Raw genomic sequence first — 15,149 nt, forward strand, 5'->3', positions numbered from 1 at the left:
AGCAGCCAAGCAGGGCTGAACCGCAGCACGCCTGAATGAAAAAAGGTTGGCCGCAAGCACAAGGCTTGCTGCCAACCTTTTGTGTGCGGCCGTGCCGCGTCAGGCGACGCGGCTCATGCCCGCGCTCACACGTTCAGATACGACGACTGCTTCAGGCCGCGGCAGAACTCGGCGAAGTAGCTGGAGCGCTCTTCCGCACTCAGCCCGGCGGTACGCGCCTTGGCTTCGTAGCAGTTGAGGATTTCCTCCGGTGACAGGTGCACGTAGCGCAGCATGTCCTCGATGGTGTCGTGCTCTTCCACGCCCTCGTACGACAGGCGGCCGCCTTCGCGCACGTAGACGTTGACCGAGTCGGTATCGCCGAACAGGTTGTGCATGTCGCCCAGGATTTCCTGGTAGGCGCCGACCAGGAACACCGCGATCAGGTACTCCTCGCCCGGCTTCACCTCGTGCACCGGCATGCTGGACTCGATACTCTGCTCGTCCACGTACTGCTTGACCTTGCCGTCGGAATCGCAGGTCAGGTCCTGCAGCACGGCGCGGCGCGTTGGCTGCTCGTTGAGGCGGTGAATCGGCATGATGGGCAGCACCTGGTCGATGGCCCAGGTATCCGGCAGGCTCTGGAACACCGAGAAGTTGCAGAAGTACTTGTCGGCCAGACGGTCGGTCAGGTCGTCGAACACCTGGCGCTGCGAGCGCTGGCTGGCGGTCAGCTGCGACAGCAGGCGGCGGCACAGCGCGGCGTGCAGCTGCTCGGCGACGGCTTTTTCCTTCAGCGTCAGGCGGCCTTCGGCGTACATGTCCGACACTTCCGACGCCAGATGGCTGGCGCGGTAGTAGGTCTCGGTCACCATTTCGGCATCGGTGAGGCTCATCAGCTCGAACAGCTTGGCCACCGGCTTGGCCAGCAGGCTGGCGTCGTCGATCTGCGGCATGGTGTCCGGCAGGCGCTCGACGTCGGTGACGTTCATCATCAGCACCGCGTGGTGCGCGGTCATCGCGCGGCCGGATTCGGACAGGATGCGCGGATGCGGGATGTCGTTCTCGGCGCAGAATTCGTGCAGCATCGACACGATGACCTGCGCGTATTCGTCCATGTCGTAGTTGATGGAGCTGGCGTTGCGCGAGTGGGTGCCGTCGTAATCGACGCCCAGACCGCCACCGACATCGACGTGATCGACCGGCAGGCCCAGTGCGCGCAGCTCGGAGAAATAGCGGATCGCCTCGCGGAAGCCGGCACGGTAGTCGGCGATGTTGGCAATCTGCGAGCCCATGTGGAAGTGCATCAGGCGCACGGTGTCACCGTGGCCGGCGGCCACCAGCTTGTCCACCGCCGAGATCAGCTGGCCGGCGGAGAGACCGAACTTGCCCTTGTCGCCACCGGTGTCCGCCCACTTGCTGGATGCCAGCGACGACAGTCGCACGCGCAGGCCGATATTGGCCTTCACGCCCAGCTTGTGGCTTTCCTCGATCAGCAGGTCGACTTCGGATTCCTTCTCGATCACCAGGAATACCTGGTGCCCCAGCCGCTGGCCGATCAGCGCCAGACGGATGTAGTCGCGATCCTTGTAGCCGTTGCAGATGATGGTGCAACCCTTGGGCGCCAGCGCCAGTACCGCCATCAGCTCCGGCTTGGAGCCGGCTTCCAGGCCGATGGACACGTCCGGGGTGGCGATGATGCTTTTGACCACCGCCTCCTGCTGGTTGACCTTGATCGGGTAGATCGCGGTGTACTGGTTGTCGTAGCCGATGCCGGCGATGGCGTTGTCGAACGCGCGGCACAGGCGGGTGACGCGGTCTTGCAGGATGTCCGGAAAACGTACCAGCAGCGGCATGTCGAGACCCTTGTCCGACAGCGTGTGTGCCAGTTCGTACAGATTGATTTCGCGCTGATGGTTGGCGTTAGGACGTACCTTGACGCAACCGCTCTCGCCGACGTTGAAATAGCCAGCCCCCCAATGCCGAATGCCGTAAAGGCTCCGGCTATCTGCCACAGTCCAAGCCATGAAAGGATTTCCTGCTAAAAATTTGGAAAAACTGCTCCTTAGTGCGCGGCTTTCGGGCTAAGAAAGCTTCATGTGGGCCTGGGATGTCGGAGCGCGCAATAAACGGCTGATCGCCGCAAAATGAGCGCGGATTTTAGCAACATCACGCGCTGTGACAAGCACAATTTTGGGCCGTCCATTTTAATCAACACGACACCGGCCACCCCTGTTGCCGACAGCCCAGTGTAGCGGCGTCATGTGAATGTTTTTTAACCGTTCCGCCACCATGCAGCGACGACATTCAGCACGCGGCGCGTCCATGATATTCAACACCACGGCTACAGCCTGATGTCGCACCGCAACATGATGAAAAATGGCAAGGCCGGCGCACCGTTGCGGGGCGCGCCACGCGAGGACGAGGCACCGTTGCCTCAATATAGTCGGGGCGCCCCGCGAATACCGGCGCAATGACGGCTGGCCAGCGCGAAACCCGCCCTGGTCAGCGCGCCGGCGACCGGCTCAGAAATGATCCTGCAGCCGGTACCAGGCCATGCCCAGCACCAGCGCCGGGGTACGCAGCAGCTCGCCGCCAGGGAAGCGACGATGGCGCAGCCGCTCGAACAGTTTCAGGCGGCTGTCGTCGCCGCTGATCGCCTCGGCCAGCACCTTGCCGGCCAGCCCGGTAATGGCCACGCCGTGGCCGGAGAAGCCCTGCGCGTAGTAAACGTTGGCCGCAATGCGGCCGAAGTCCGGCGCCCGGTTCATGGTGATGTCGCAGAAGCCGCCCCAGGCGTAGTCGATCTGCACGTCAGCCAGTTGCGGGAACACCCGCAGCATGTCGGCGCGCATGCTGCCGGCCAGATCGCGCGGCTCGCGCCCGGAGTAGCTGACCTTGCCGCCGAACAGCAGGCGCTGGTCGGCGGACAGGCGGTAGTAGTCGAGCACGAAATTGGTGTCGCACACCGCCATATTGTTGGCGATCAGGCCGCGCGCGCGCTCCTCGCCTAGCGGCTGGGTGGCGATGACATAGGTGCCGACCGGCATGATGCGGCGATTAAGCGCCGGCACCAGCTGGCCGACGAAGGCATTGCAGGCCAGCACCAGCTGCCGGCAGTGCACCTCGCCCTGCGCGGTACGCACCAGCGGCCGGCCGCCAGTGCCGATACCTGTATCGATGCTGGTGACCGGCGAGTTTTCATGCAGCGTCACCCCGGCGGCGCGCGCGGCGGCGGCCAGTCCCAGCAGGTAGTTCAGCGGATGGATATGCCCGGCCAGCGGATCGAACAGGCCGCCCTGGTAGCGATCGGAGGCGAGGTTGGCGGCCAACGTTTCCTTGTCCCACAGCGTGTAGTGGCGATAGCCGTAGAAGCTTTCCGCCTCGTGCTGCCACGCCAGCAGGTCGTCGAGGTGTGCCGGCTTCACCGCGGCGGTGCAGTAGCCGCGCGTCCAGTCGCAGGCGATGCCGTGCCGCTGCACCCGCTGCTCGATGATGTCGATCGCTTCCAGCGACATCTGCCAGAACGCCTTGGCCAGCTCGTCGCCCAGCTGCTGGCGGATGGTGTCCATTTCGCAGGCGTAACCGGCGATGACCTGGCCGCCGTTGCGGCCGGAGGCGCCAAAGCCGATCTGCGAGCCTTCCAGCAGCACCACGCGCAGGCCGCGTTCGGCCAGATTGAGCGCGGTGGAGACCCCGGTCAGGCCGCCGCCAATCACGCACACGTCGCAGTCCACTCGCCCTTGCAGCGCGGCCCCGGGCTCCCACGGCACGGCGGTGGCGGCGTAATAGGATGGGGCATGCGGCTGGTGGGCGTAATTGAGCATAAAGTCCTCGTTGGTGGTCAGGAAAACGGCAGGGCAAACGGCAAGATCCATCCCTTTTTGGCAAAAAATCACCCGTGACAGGCAAGAAAAACGGCGGAGTCGGGCAACTCCGCCGTCCGGGGGCGCCGGGCGGCACCCGTCATGGTCAGCTGGCGCTGCTTTCGCGCATCGCCGCCGCCAGCGCACGTTCGCGCTTGCGCTGCGAATTCAGCATCAGGTAGTTGGCCACGATCACCAGCACGCCGACCACCAGCACGGTAATCGACGCCAGCGCGTTGATCTCCGGATTGAGGCCGAGACGCACCTTGGAGAAGATCACCTGCGGCAGCGTGGTGGAGCCGGGGCCGGACAGGAAGGCGGTCATCACCAGGTCGTCCAGCGACAGCGTCACCGACAGCAGGAAGCCGGAGGCAATCGCCTGCGCCACCAGCGGCAGCGTGATCACGAAGAAGATCTTCAGCGGACGCGCGCCCAGATCCATCGCCGCGTCTTCCAGCGACTGGTCGATTTCCAGCAGCCGCGAGCGTACCACCACCGACACGTAGGCCATGCACAGCGTGGTATGGCCGACCCAGATGGTGAAGAAGCCGCGCTCGGCCGGCACGCCGATCAGCTGCTGCATCGAGATGAACAGCAGCAGCATCGACAGGCCGGTAATCACCTCCGGCATCACCATCGGCGCCGTCATCATGCCGGCGAACAGCGAACTGCCCGGAAAGCGCTTGAAACGTGCCAGCACGAAGCCGGCGATGGTGCCCAGCGTCACCGCCGCGGTGGCGCTGGCCAATGCGATCTGCACCGACAGTTCCACCGCCGAGATGATCTGCTCGTTCTGGAACAGCGACGCGTACCACTTGGTGGAGAAGCCGCCCCACACCGTCACCAGCTTGGAGTCGTTGAACGAGTACACCACCAGGCTGACGATGGGGATGTACAGGAACAGCAGCCCCAGCAGCAGCATGCCCTTGAGGAAGGGGGACAGTTTTTGATTATTCATTGCCTTTTCCTTCCAGCTGGCGGGTTTCGAAGCGGTGCAGGAACGCGATCGGCACGATCAGCAACAGCACCATCACCGTCGCCACCGCGGCGGCCATCGGCCAGTTGTTGTTGTCGAAGAACTCGTTCCACAGCACCTTGCCGATCATCAGCGTATCCGGGCCACCGACCAGCTCCGGAATCACGAACTCGCCGACCGCCGGGATGAATACCATCATCGAACCGGCGATGATGCCGTTCTTGGACAGCGGCAGCGTGATGGTGAAGAAGGCCTTGATCGGGCCGGCACCAAGATCGCTGGCCGCTTCCAGCAGGCGGCCGTCCATTTTCACCAGGTGCGAGAACAGCGGCAGGATCATGAATGGCAGGTAGGCGTACACCATCACCAGATACAGCGAGAAATCGTTGTGGAACAGCTGCAGCGGCTCGTCGATGAGGCCGATCCCCAGCAGGAAGCTGTTGATGAGGCCGTTTTCGTTGAGCAGGCCCATCCAGGCGTAGACGCGCAGCAGGAACGAGGTCCAGAACGGCAGCATCACCAGCATCAGCAGCACGTTGCGGCGCGCCGGATCGGTACGCGCAATGGCGTAGGCGATCGGGTAGCCCAGCAGCAGGCACATCAGCGTGGTGAACAGCGCGGTTTGCAGCGAGGACAGGTAGGTTTTGGCGTAGAAGTCATCGCTGAGGATGAAGTCGAAGTTGCCGAGGTTGAGCGTGAGGTGCAGCAGCCCGCCCTCCTCCAGGTTCATCAGGCTGGTGAACGGTGGAATGGCGAGATCCTGCTCGGCGAAGCTGATCTTCAGCACGATGAAGAACGGCACCAGGAAAAACAGCAGCAGCCAGAAGTACGGGATCGAGATCACCGCACCGCGACCGGGCTTGAGGCGCTTGAAGAGGCGCTGGATATTCATGTCACAGCTCCTTAACGGGTGAGCACAACCGGCATGTCGGCGCGCCAGCTGACGTAAACCTGATCACCCCAGGTCGGCGGCTCCAGATTGGCCTCGTGCCAGCGGTTGACCGGCACCATTGCCTTCAGCACCTTGCCGCTGCCGAGCTTGACGTGATAGACGGAATAGCTGCCGAAGTAGGCGATTTCCGCCACCGAGCCCTTGGCGGCGTTGGGGCCGGCGGCCACCGGGTCACGGTCGACGCGCACGTCTTCCGGCCGGATGCTGGCCCACACCTGCATGCCTTTCGGGCCGGTGATGCCGTGGTCGATCCAGATGCGTCCGCCCAGCTCGGCGGCCTCGATCTCGACACGGTCCGGCTCGTCGACCACCACCGGGCCGGTGAACAGGTTGGTGTCGCCGATGAATTCGGCGGTGAAGCGGCAGTTGGGGTAGTCGTAGATTTCTGCCGGGGTACCCACCTGCAGCAGCTGGCCCTCGCTCATGATGCCGATGCGGGTGGCCATGGTCATCGCTTCTTCCTGGTCATGGGTCACCATGATGCAGGTCACGCCGACGCTCTCCAGGGTGTTGACCAGCTCCAGCTGCGTCTGCTGGCGCAGCTTCTTGTCCAGTGCGCCCAGCGGCTCGTCCAGCAGCAGCAGCTTCGGGCGCTTGGCCAGGCTGCGTGCCAGCGCGACACGCTGCTGCTGGCCACCGGACAGCTGGTACGGCTTGCGGTTGGCGTACTTGCGCATCTGCACCAGATCCAGCATCTCCGCCACGCGGGCGTCGATCTCGCCCTTGGGCATCTTGTCCTGCTTCAGGCCGAAGGCGATGTTGTCCGCCACCGACATGTGCGGGAACAGCGCGTAGCTCTGGAACATCATGTTGATCGGGCGGTCGTACGGCGCCAGCTTGGTGATGTCCTGGCCATCGAGAATGATCTGGCCGGAAGAAGGCCGCTCCATGCCCGCCAGCATGCGCAGCAGGGTGGATTTGCCGCAGCCGGAGCTGCCGAGCAGGGCAAAAATTTCCTTGCGCTGGATGTCCAGTGTCACGCCGTCGACGGCGGTGGTGTCCCCGAATTTCTTGACGATATTGGCAATCGACAAATAAGGCTTTTCGCTAGCAGACTGCTTTGCAGCATCAACCATGATTGTTTCCCCTGAAGGACGTGGTTCGTCCCTGTGATATTTTCGTACGTCTTCGTCATCATGACGCGGTGGACGTAGCGCCGTTCAACATAAACCGACACCCTACTTGTGGCCAACCTTGCAGGCAATATCCGCAGCCACTGGCATTTGCCGGCAAGCACCGCCAAAACGGGATTTTTTGCGCCCGCGGCGGCGCCGTTCACGGCATGGCAGACACCGCCAGCTGCCGCGGCAAGTGCCCTACCCGCCGCAACACGGAACGCCACAGACGACCGTCGCCCGCCACGTTGTACGCACAAACGCCGCCACCCGTCGAAAAAAGAGTAGCGCACGTTTAATAAAATTGACAAGGAAAAACGGGAGCACGGCAAGAAAAGCGGCGAAATAAAAAACGGACGTGAATCATGTACTTAGCTATCACGCTCATGCTGCCCTGCAGCATGAACGTCGGCGCCGGCAGCAATAACGGCAAAAACTGTTTAATTCCTCAAACGGCCAGCGCCGTTGGCCGCACCAAAACGGGGAATTCGCGCGCTTCGACAAACAGGCTGCTACCCTCCTGTTTTTTCGCCATTTTTTTGGCCTGCGTCGCCGCCGCTGCCACTTCGTAGTGCGAACGGAAGCGCCCCGGCAACACCGGCAGCACCCCGATGGACACGCTGGTCAGCGGGAAGAACTGCATCTGCCCGCCACGATCGGCGATGTGATAGCCACCGGCATGGCGCGCTGCGGCACAAAAGAACGCCTGCACCCGCTGATCGAACAACTGGATGATGGCCTGCAGCTGACGCCGCCAGTTGCAACTCTGCAACAACAACACGAAGTCATCGCCGCCGATGTGACCGACAAAATCCAGCGTCATGTCCAGCTGCGACAGCAGAATCCGCCCCAGTTCGCGGATCAGGTCGTCGCCGGCGCCATAGCCGTAGTGGTCGTTGAACGGCTTGAAGTGGTCGAGATCGACATAGGCCACCACGAACGGGCGCTCGCCCTCCAGCAGCCGCTGCACCTCCTCGCCGATCGGCACATTGCCCGGCAGCCCGGTCAGCGGGTTGGCGTAGCGCGCCGCCGACAGCTGCATCTCGCTGATCAGGCGCATCAGGTCGTAGCCGGTGCCCATGCCGAGATAGGCACCCTCCTCGACGATGATGAAACCGTCGACCAGGTAGCGCTGCTCCGCTTCCACCACCCGCCCGGACAGCGACTGGATGTCCATCTCCGCCGACACCAGCAGCGGCCTGGCATCGGCCAGCGCCATGCACGGCTTCTTGGCAAACAGCTCGCGGTTGAACGGCTTGGCGAAGGTTTCCAGCACATGGTGCCGGGTCAGCAGCCCCACCGGACGCCGCTCGTGCAACACCGGAATGGCAAAACGCTGCAGCGAGGCGGCAAACATCTGGTAGGCCTGCTCGCAGCTGTGCGCGGTCGTCAGGTACGGCACCTCCTGCAACAGGTCGCGCGCCACTGGCCGGCACCGGTTTCCGGCGTGCTGCGGCGCGCGCGGCAACGGGTAGTGGTGCACGAGCGCCGGATCGGCCTGCGGCCGTGCGATCAGGTAGCCCTGCCCCATCGCCACCCCCAGCTCGCGCAGCACGCGCAACTCTTCCGCCTGTTCCACCCCTTCCGCCACCAGTAGCGCGCCCGAGGCGCGCGCCATGTCCACCAGCGAACGCACGAACTGCGCCTTCAGCGGGTCAGCGTGGATGTTCTGCACGAAATACTTGTCCAGCTTGACCACGTCCGGACGCAGCTCCGACCACAGCCGCAGATTGGAAAAACCCTCGCCGAGGTCATCCAGTGCCAGCCGCAGGCCGGTGCGGCGCAGCTCGTCCACCAACTGGCGCAGCACCGGGTAGCCGGCATTGGGGCGGGTTTCGGTCAGTTCCAGCACCACCCGCTGCGGCGGCAGCCCGTTCAGCTGCAACAGGCCGAGCAGCGCCTCGACCGAGACATCGGCACTGAGCAGGGTATCGGGAATGACATTGATGAACAGGATGCCGGGCAGCTGGCGCAGCGCAAACTGGCGCAGGATTGCGGCGATGCAGACCTGGTCCAGCACCCCGGACAGGCCGGCGCGCGCCGCCTGCTCGAACAGCATCACCGGCGAATGCAGGATGGAATCGGACGGCCCACGCACCAGGGCCTCGTAGCCGTACAGCTCGCCGTCGGCCAGCTGCACGATGGGCTGGAACACCACCTGCACCTGGCCCTGACGAATGATCTGTTCCAGCAGCGCCTGATGCGCCAAGCCCGGCGCGACGCTGATCGTGACGGTTTCCAGCATGGTTTCCATTGCACAAGTCCGTTTCCAAGAGCGGAAAGGCTAGCGCAACAATATGACAAATCGGCGATGACGGCGGTGGCCGCTATTGCGGGCCGCCGCTTCCTGCACCACACTGACATTAACCGTATCCGACAAGGAAGACGCCATGCCCATGCTGCAACACGACGGACGCCAGCTGTATTACGAAGTCAGTGGCCACGGCGAACAGCCGCTACTGCTGTTCAATGGCCTGACCATGAGCACCGCCGCCTGGACGCTGATGGCGCCCTTGCTGGAGCCGCGCTTCAAGCTGATCCGCCTCGATTTCCAGGGCCAGGGCCAGAGCGAGCGGCGGGTGCAGGACAGCTACCCGCTGACGCAGCAGGCCGACGACGCCGCCGCGTTGCTCGACCACCTCGGCATCGAGCAGTGCTACCTCGCCGGCCTGTCCTATGGCGGCATGGTGGCGCAGCACTTCGCCCGCCGCCATCCGGCGCGGCTGTCGCGGCTACTGCTGGCCTCGACGCTGGCGTGGTCGGATGCGGCCAACGTTTACATCGCGCAGAGCTGGAGCGCGGCACAACAGGCCGGCGGCCCCGGACTGCGCTTCGACATCAGCCTGCCGTGGCTGTTTTCCAGCCGCTTCTTCGTCAGCAGCGCGCAGATGCTGCCGGACCTGCGCACCATCGCCGCCACCGTGGACTGGCCGGGGGTGGAACGCATTCTGGCCGGCATCCGTGAACACGACGCGCGCAGCTGGCTGGATGAGATCAGGGTACCGAGCCACATCATCGTCGGCAGCGAAGACCGCCTCACCCCGCTGTACCAGTCGGAACTGCTGCACCAGGGCATCGCCGGCTCGACGCTGACGGTTCTGCCCGGCGCCGGCCACGCCATCCACCTCGAGGCGCCGGCCGCCTTCGCGCAGCAGATCAGCCGCTTCGCCGACGCCTGAGCACGTGTTCACGATCTCGCACGCTCACGCGAGACAAGGCGAAAACGGCTGAGGAAGCGACGTTTATCCAGACATAAACAAGCATGCCGAAGCCGTGTTTAACGCGGCATCGCCCGATTGATATCAGTCGCAGCAGATCGTGAACAGGTTCTAAGGTGGAGAATGTCCGGTTTGCGCCACATTCGGACAGGGCGGTGACAGCCGCGTTGGCGCTGACTGGCATTTGATTAGAATGGGGCAACACCACAAGCACAGGACACCCCATGACGCCGTTTGCTCCCGCCCGTGATTTTCTGCACGCCACGCTGGAAGGCCGCTTTGCCGGCCCCCGCCACTGGCAGACCGCGACCCTGAGCCTGCAGTGGCTGGCCGAAGGCGTGCTGGCGCTGGCGCCGCTGGACGCCACCGACACGCTGGACCACGTGCTGCTGTCCACCGGCATCCACGGCAACGAGACCGCCCCGATCGAGGTGGTCAACAGCATTGTCAACGACCTGCTCGCCGGCGCCATGCCGCTGCGCTGCCGGCTGCTGGTGATGCTGGGCAACCCGGTGGCGATGCGCAGCGGCGCGCGCTTTACCGATTACGACATGAACCGGCTGTTCAACGGCACCCACATCAGCCAGCCGCAGGCACAGGAGGCGCGCCGCGCCGCCGAGCTGGAACAGCTGGCCGCCGACTTCTTCCGCGCCGCGCCGGCCGGCGTGCAGCGTCTGCACTACGACCTGCACACCGCCATCCGCGGCTCGGTGTTCGAGAAGTTCGCCATCTACCCGTACACCGACGGCCGGCCGCACAAGCGCGAACAGCTGCTGTGGCTGGAAAGCGCCGACGTCAGCACCCTGCTGCTGCACAGCAAGCCGGCAGCCACCTTCAGCTACTACACCAGCCACCATTTCCACGCCGACGCGCTGACGCTGGAGCTGGGCAAGGCGCGGCCGTTCGGCGACAACGACCTCGCCCGCTTCGCCGGCATCGACCGCGCGCTGCGACGCCTGGTCTCCGGCAGCACCCCGCCGCTGCCGGCCTACGACGCCAGCCGCTTCGCGGTGTTCCACGCCAAGTACGATCTGGTGAAGCACAGCGAGCAGTTCAAGCTGCACCTGGCCGATAGCGTGGAGAACTTCACCGCCCTTCCGCATGGCATGACAATTGCCGAAGATGGCGATATCCGTTATGTCGCCGACGGTGGCGAAGAACGCATCCTGTTCCCCAACCCCAAGGTCGGCATCGGCCTGCGCGCCGGCATCGTGATCAGCCCCTGCCAACTGGATTAGACGCTTATCCACAGCAAAACAGGGAAAAAGCTGTGGATAAGCTGTTGAAAGCCAAAAAAAACAGCGCGGCGTCAGCAGTTTGCTGACGCCGCGCATTTTTCGGGCATCGTCTGCCGCTTACACCAGCTTGCCCGGGTTCATAATGCCATCCGGGTCAAAAAGTGATTTCACCGCTTTCATCAGCCGGATTTCGGCATGACTGCGGCTTACGTCAAGATAGTCATGCTTGAGCAGGCCGACGCCGTGCTCCGCCGACATGCTGCCGTTGAAGTCGCGCACCAGCTCGAACACGTGCTTGTTGACCTGCTCGCAGGCGCGGCGGAAGTCGTCGATGGCCAGCGCCTCCGGCTTCAGCACGTTGATGTGCAGGTTGCCGTCGCCGATGTGGCCGAACCATACCACCTCGAACTGCGGGTACTCGCGCGCCAGGATCTCGTCCAGCTGCGCGACAAAAGCCGGTACCTTGCTGACCACCACCGCGATGTCGTTCTTGTACGGCTTGTACGGGGTAATCGACTCGCTGATGTCCTCGCGCAGGCGCCACAGCTCCGCCGCCTGCTGCTGCGACTGCGACAGCACGCCGTCGACCAGCCAGCCCTGCTCGGCGCAGTATTCGAACAGCGCCAGCGCCTGCGTCTCGGTGTCCGGCGCGATCTTCTCGAACTCCAGCAGCACGTAGTAGTCGGCGGCCTCGTCAAACGGCCGCTGCACCGTGCCGCGTGCCAGCACGTGGCGCAGCGCCTGCTCGGAGAAGAACTCGAATGCGGTCAGGTCCAGCTTGTCGCGGTAGGCGTTGAAAATATTCATGATGTCGGCAAGATTCGGCACCGCCAGCACCATCACCGCCAGCTCCGCCGGCGGCCGCGCCAGCCGCAGCGTGGCCTCGACGATGAAGCCGAGCGTACCCTCCGAGCCGATGAACAGGTGGCGGAAGTCATAGCCGGTATTGTTCTTGGCCAGACCGTGGTTCAGCTCCAGCACCTCGCCCTCGCCGGTGACCACCTTCAGCCCGACCACCCATTCGCGGGTCATGCCGTAGCGCACGACCTTGATGCCGCCGGCGTTGGTGGCGATATTGCCGCCGATCTGGCTGCTGCCGCTGGAGGCAAAATCCACCGGGTAGTACAGGCCGTTGGCCAACGCGAACTCCTGCAGCGTCTTGGTGATCACCCCCGCCTGGCAGCGCACGGTGCGGCCAACCTTGTCCAGCTCCAGGATCGCGTTCATGCGCTCGAACGACACCACCAGCTCGCCGTTGCGCGCTACCGCGCCGCCAGACAGGCCGGTACGGCCGCCGGACGGCACCAGCGCAAACTGCTCGCGCTGCGCCCAGCGCACCAGCGCCACCACCTCCTCCACCGTTTTCGGGAACAGCACCGCGGCGGCATCGGGCGTGAAATAGCGCGTCCAGTCTAGGCCATAGCGCGTCAGGGTATCGGTATCGGTGGCCACGCGGTCGGCGGCCAGCAGGCGGCCCAGTTCGGCCAGCTGTTGCGGTGCAAGCATGTGCGCTCTCTCTAGTCAAAAAACGGCAATCGGAGTCATAATACCCGATAAATTTAGTCAACAAAGGGCCATTCGTATCATGCAAACCGTATCGCTCGCCAAGGACAAGATCAAGGTATTGCTGCTGGAAGGTGTGCACCAGAGTGCACTCGACACCTTCCGTGACAATGGTTACCACAACATCGAGTATCACAAGAAGGCGCTGGCCGATAGCGAGCTGAAGGAGCGCATTGCCGATGCCCACATCGTCGGCATCCGTTCGCGCAGCCAGCTCACCGATGACGTGCTGGAGGCGGCGAAAAAGCTGATCACCGTCGGCTGCTTCTGCATCGGCACCAACCAGGTCGACCTCGCCGCCGCCACCCGCCGCGGCATCCCGGTCTTCAACGCGCCGTTCTCCAACACCCGCTCGGTGGCCGAGCTGGTAATCGCCGAGACCATCATGCTGTTGCGCGGCATTCCGGAAAAAAACGCCCTCGCCCATCGCGGCGGCTGGCTGAAATCGGCAGAAGGTAGCTTCGAAGTGCGCGGCAAGACGCTGGGCATCGTCGGCTACGGCCACATCGGCACCCAGGTCGGCGTGCTGGCGGAAAGCCTGGGCCTGAAGGTGGTGTTCTACGACATCGAGAACAAGCTGCCGCTGGGCAACGCGCGCCAGATCGGCAAGCTGCACGATCTGCTGGCCGAATCCGACGTGGTCACCCTGCACGTGCCGGAAACGGCGCAGACCAAGGACATGTTCGGCGCCGCCGAGCTGGCGGCGATGAAGGCCGGCAGCCACCTGATCAACGCGTCGCGCGGCACGGTGGTGGTGATCGAGGCGCTGGCCGCCGCGCTGGCCAGCAAGCACCTGGCCGGTGCCGCCATCGACGTGTTCCCGGTGGAGCCGGAGGGCAACGGCGAGGAATTCCTCTCGCCGCTACGCGAATTCGACAACGTGATCCTGACGCCGCACATCGGCGGCAGCACGCTGGAGGCGCAGGCCAATATCGGCGGTGAAGTCGCCGCCAAGCTGGTGAAGTACAGCGACAACGGCTCGACGCTGACCGCGGTCAACTTCCCCGAGGCCTCGCTGCCGGCCCACCCCGGCAAGTGCCGCCTGCTGCACATCCACAAGAACCAGCCCGGTGTGCTGGCGCGTATCAACGACGCCTTCTCCAAGCTCGGCATCAACATCGCCGCACAGTACCTGCAGACCAGCGACGAGATCGGCTACGTGGTGATCGAGACCGACAGCGCCGCCAGCCAGCCGGCGCTGGAGGCACTGCAGCAGATTCCCGGCACCCTGCGCTGCCGCGTGTTGTACTAGGACCACCCGCTGCGGCCAACGTTGGCCGCAAACGCAAAAACGCCACGGCTAGCCGTGGCGTTTTGTTTGGCCGCAGCGAAGGTCAGGCGCTGACCGGCTGCGCTTCCTTCATCAGCAGCGCCACCAGCGTCGCCACGCGCAGCTTCAGCTCGCGGCGGTCGACGATCATGTCCAGTGCGCCCTTCTCGATCAGGAACTCGGAGCGCTGGAAGCCCTCCGGCAGTGTCTCGCGCACGGTCTGCTCGATCACGCGCGGGCCGGCAAAGCCGATCAGCGCACCCGGCTCACCGATCACCACGTCGCCGAGGAAGGCGAACGAGGCGGACACGCCGCCCATGGTCGGGTCGGTGAGGATGGAGATGAACGGCAGCTGGTAGTCGGACAGCAGCTGCAGCGCGGCGGAGGTCTTCGCCATCTGCATCAGCGAGTTGAGGCCTTCCTGCATCCGCGCACCACCGGAGGCGGCGACACAGATGAACGGCGCACGCGCTTCGACCGCAGCCTGCACGCCGCGCACGAAGCGCTCGCCGACCACCGAACCCATCGAGCCGCCGATGAAGCGGAACTCGAAGGCGGCGACCACCGCCGGCATATTGTGGATACTGCCCTGCATCACTACCAGCGCGTCGTCCTCGCCGGTGCTTTCCGCCGCGGCAACCAGACGGTCAGGGTACTTCTTGCTGTCCTTGAACTTCAGGATGTCAATCGGCTTGACCTCGGCGCCGATCTCGCGACGGCCTTCCGCATCCAGCAGCATGTCCAGCCGCTCGCGGGCATTCAGCGAGTGGTGATGGTCACACTTGGGACATACCTGCAAATTGGCCTGCAGGTCAGTGTGGTACAGCACCGCCTCACAAGCGGGGCACTTGCTCCACAAACCTTCCGGTACCGCCGACGCCTTGCTCGTGCGCGGATCGCGCTTGATCTTCGGCGGCAGGAGTTTATTCAACCAGCTCATTGCTGACTCCTTGAATCAATACGTTGCGGCCA

General features: G+C 64.1%; 11 protein-coding genes. 3 read left to right on the plus strand and 8 right to left on the minus strand.

Translation table 11 applies throughout. From position 1 onward, the window contains the following. Positions 1 to 125 precede the first annotated feature (125 nt). The 6 genes from speA to ACG97_RS09500 all read right to left on the minus strand — a co-directional run bounded on the left by speA (position 126) and on the right by ACG97_RS09500 (position 9,142). Positions 126 to 2,006 (minus strand): arginine decarboxylase, encoded by a 1,881-nt coding sequence (gene speA / locus ACG97_RS09475; RefSeq protein ID WP_047967114.1) that lies wholly within the window; start codon positions 2,004 to 2,006, stop codon positions 126 to 128. 498 nt (positions 2,007 to 2,504) lie between these two features. Next, entirely contained in the window at positions 2,505 to 3,806 is a 1,302-nt protein-coding gene (locus ACG97_RS09480) for an FAD-binding oxidoreductase (protein ID WP_047967150.1), read from the minus strand. A 145-nt stretch (positions 3,807 to 3,951) separates the two neighbouring features. Further along, entirely contained in the window at positions 3,952 to 4,803 is an 852-nt protein-coding gene (locus ACG97_RS09485; RefSeq protein WP_047967115.1) for an ABC transporter permease subunit, read from the minus strand. Then, entirely contained in the window at positions 4,796 to 5,713 is a 918-nt protein-coding gene (locus ACG97_RS09490; protein ID WP_047967116.1) for an ABC transporter permease subunit, read from the minus strand. The genes ACG97_RS09485 and ACG97_RS09490 overlap by 8 nt, the downstream gene beginning before the upstream one ends. 11 nt (positions 5,714 to 5,724) lie before the next feature. Further along, the gene (locus tag ACG97_RS09495; protein WP_047967117.1) at positions 5,725 to 6,849 is read right to left on the minus strand and encodes an ABC transporter ATP-binding protein; all 1,125 of its coding nucleotides are present in this window, start codon (positions 6,847 to 6,849) and stop codon (positions 5,725 to 5,727) included. A gap of 487 nt (positions 6,850 to 7,336) precedes the next feature. Then, entirely contained in the window at positions 7,337 to 9,142 is a 1,806-nt protein-coding gene (locus tag ACG97_RS09500) for a GGDEF domain-containing protein (protein WP_082133710.1), read from the minus strand. A gap of 136 nt (positions 9,143 to 9,278) precedes the next feature. Between ACG97_RS09500 and ACG97_RS09505 the strand changes: the two genes are divergently transcribed. Together ACG97_RS09505 and astE are read left to right on the plus strand one after the other, a co-directional pair. After that, positions 9,279 to 10,067 (plus strand): alpha/beta fold hydrolase, encoded by a 789-nt coding sequence (locus tag ACG97_RS09505; protein WP_047967118.1) that lies wholly within the window; start codon positions 9,279 to 9,281, stop codon positions 10,065 to 10,067. A 263-nt stretch (positions 10,068 to 10,330) separates the two neighbouring features. Further along, a complete protein-coding gene (astE, locus tag ACG97_RS09510) occupies positions 10,331 to 11,344 on the plus strand; it encodes a succinylglutamate desuccinylase (RefSeq protein ID WP_047967119.1) in 1,014 nt (337 codons plus the stop codon). Positions 11,345 to 11,461: 117 nt separating this feature from the next. Here the strand turns inward: astE and ACG97_RS09515 are convergent, their stop codons facing one another. Continuing rightward, a complete protein-coding gene (locus ACG97_RS09515; RefSeq protein ID WP_047967120.1) occupies positions 11,462 to 12,850 on the minus strand; it encodes an FAD-binding oxidoreductase in 1,389 nt (462 codons plus the stop codon). Positions 12,851 to 12,929: 79 nt separating this feature from the next. Between ACG97_RS09515 and serA the strand changes: the two genes are divergently transcribed. Then, entirely contained in the window at positions 12,930 to 14,159 is a 1,230-nt protein-coding gene (gene serA / locus ACG97_RS09520) for a phosphoglycerate dehydrogenase (protein ID WP_047967121.1), read from the plus strand. A gap of 82 nt (positions 14,160 to 14,241) precedes the next feature. Here serA and accD read toward each other — a convergent pair whose 3' ends face one another. Then, positions 14,242 to 15,117 (minus strand): acetyl-CoA carboxylase, carboxyltransferase subunit beta, encoded by an 876-nt coding sequence (gene accD, locus ACG97_RS09525; protein WP_047967122.1) that lies wholly within the window; start codon positions 15,115 to 15,117, stop codon positions 14,242 to 14,244. Positions 15,118 to 15,149 lie beyond the last annotated feature (32 nt).

Source organism: Vogesella sp. EB (assembly GCF_001037925.1).
GTDB lineage: Bacteria > Pseudomonadota > Gammaproteobacteria > Burkholderiales > Chromobacteriaceae > Vogesella > Vogesella indigofera.

Coding starts and splice junctions, on each gene's coding strand:
- speA (WP_047967114.1), bottom strand. CDS start 2,006: ATGGCTTGGACTGTGGCAGATAGCCGGAGCCTTTACGGCATTCGGCAT.
- ACG97_RS09480 (WP_047967150.1), bottom strand. CDS start 3,806: ATGCTCAATTACGCCCACCAGCCGCATGCCCCATCCTATTACGCCGCC.
- ACG97_RS09485 (WP_047967115.1), bottom strand. CDS start 4,803: ATGAATAATCAAAAACTGTCCCCCTTCCTCAAGGGCATGCTGCTGCTG.
- ACG97_RS09490 (WP_047967116.1), bottom strand. CDS start 5,713: ATGAATATCCAGCGCCTCTTCAAGCGCCTCAAGCCCGGTCGCGGTGCG.
- ACG97_RS09495 (WP_047967117.1), bottom strand. CDS start 6,849: ATGGTTGATGCTGCAAAGCAGTCTGCTAGCGAAAAGCCTTATTTGTCG.
- ACG97_RS09500 (WP_082133710.1), bottom strand. CDS start 9,142: ATGGAAACCATGCTGGAAACCGTCACGATCAGCGTCGCGCCGGGCTTG.
- ACG97_RS09505 (WP_047967118.1), top strand. CDS start 9,279: ATGCCCATGCTGCAACACGACGGACGCCAGCTGTATTACGAAGTCAGT.
- astE (WP_047967119.1), top strand. CDS start 10,331: ATGACGCCGTTTGCTCCCGCCCGTGATTTTCTGCACGCCACGCTGGAA.
- ACG97_RS09515 (WP_047967120.1), bottom strand. CDS start 12,850: ATGCTTGCACCGCAACAGCTGGCCGAACTGGGCCGCCTGCTGGCCGCC.
- serA (WP_047967121.1), top strand. CDS start 12,930: ATGCAAACCGTATCGCTCGCCAAGGACAAGATCAAGGTATTGCTGCTG.
- accD (WP_047967122.1), bottom strand. CDS start 15,117: ATGAGCTGGTTGAATAAACTCCTGCCGCCGAAGATCAAGCGCGATCCG.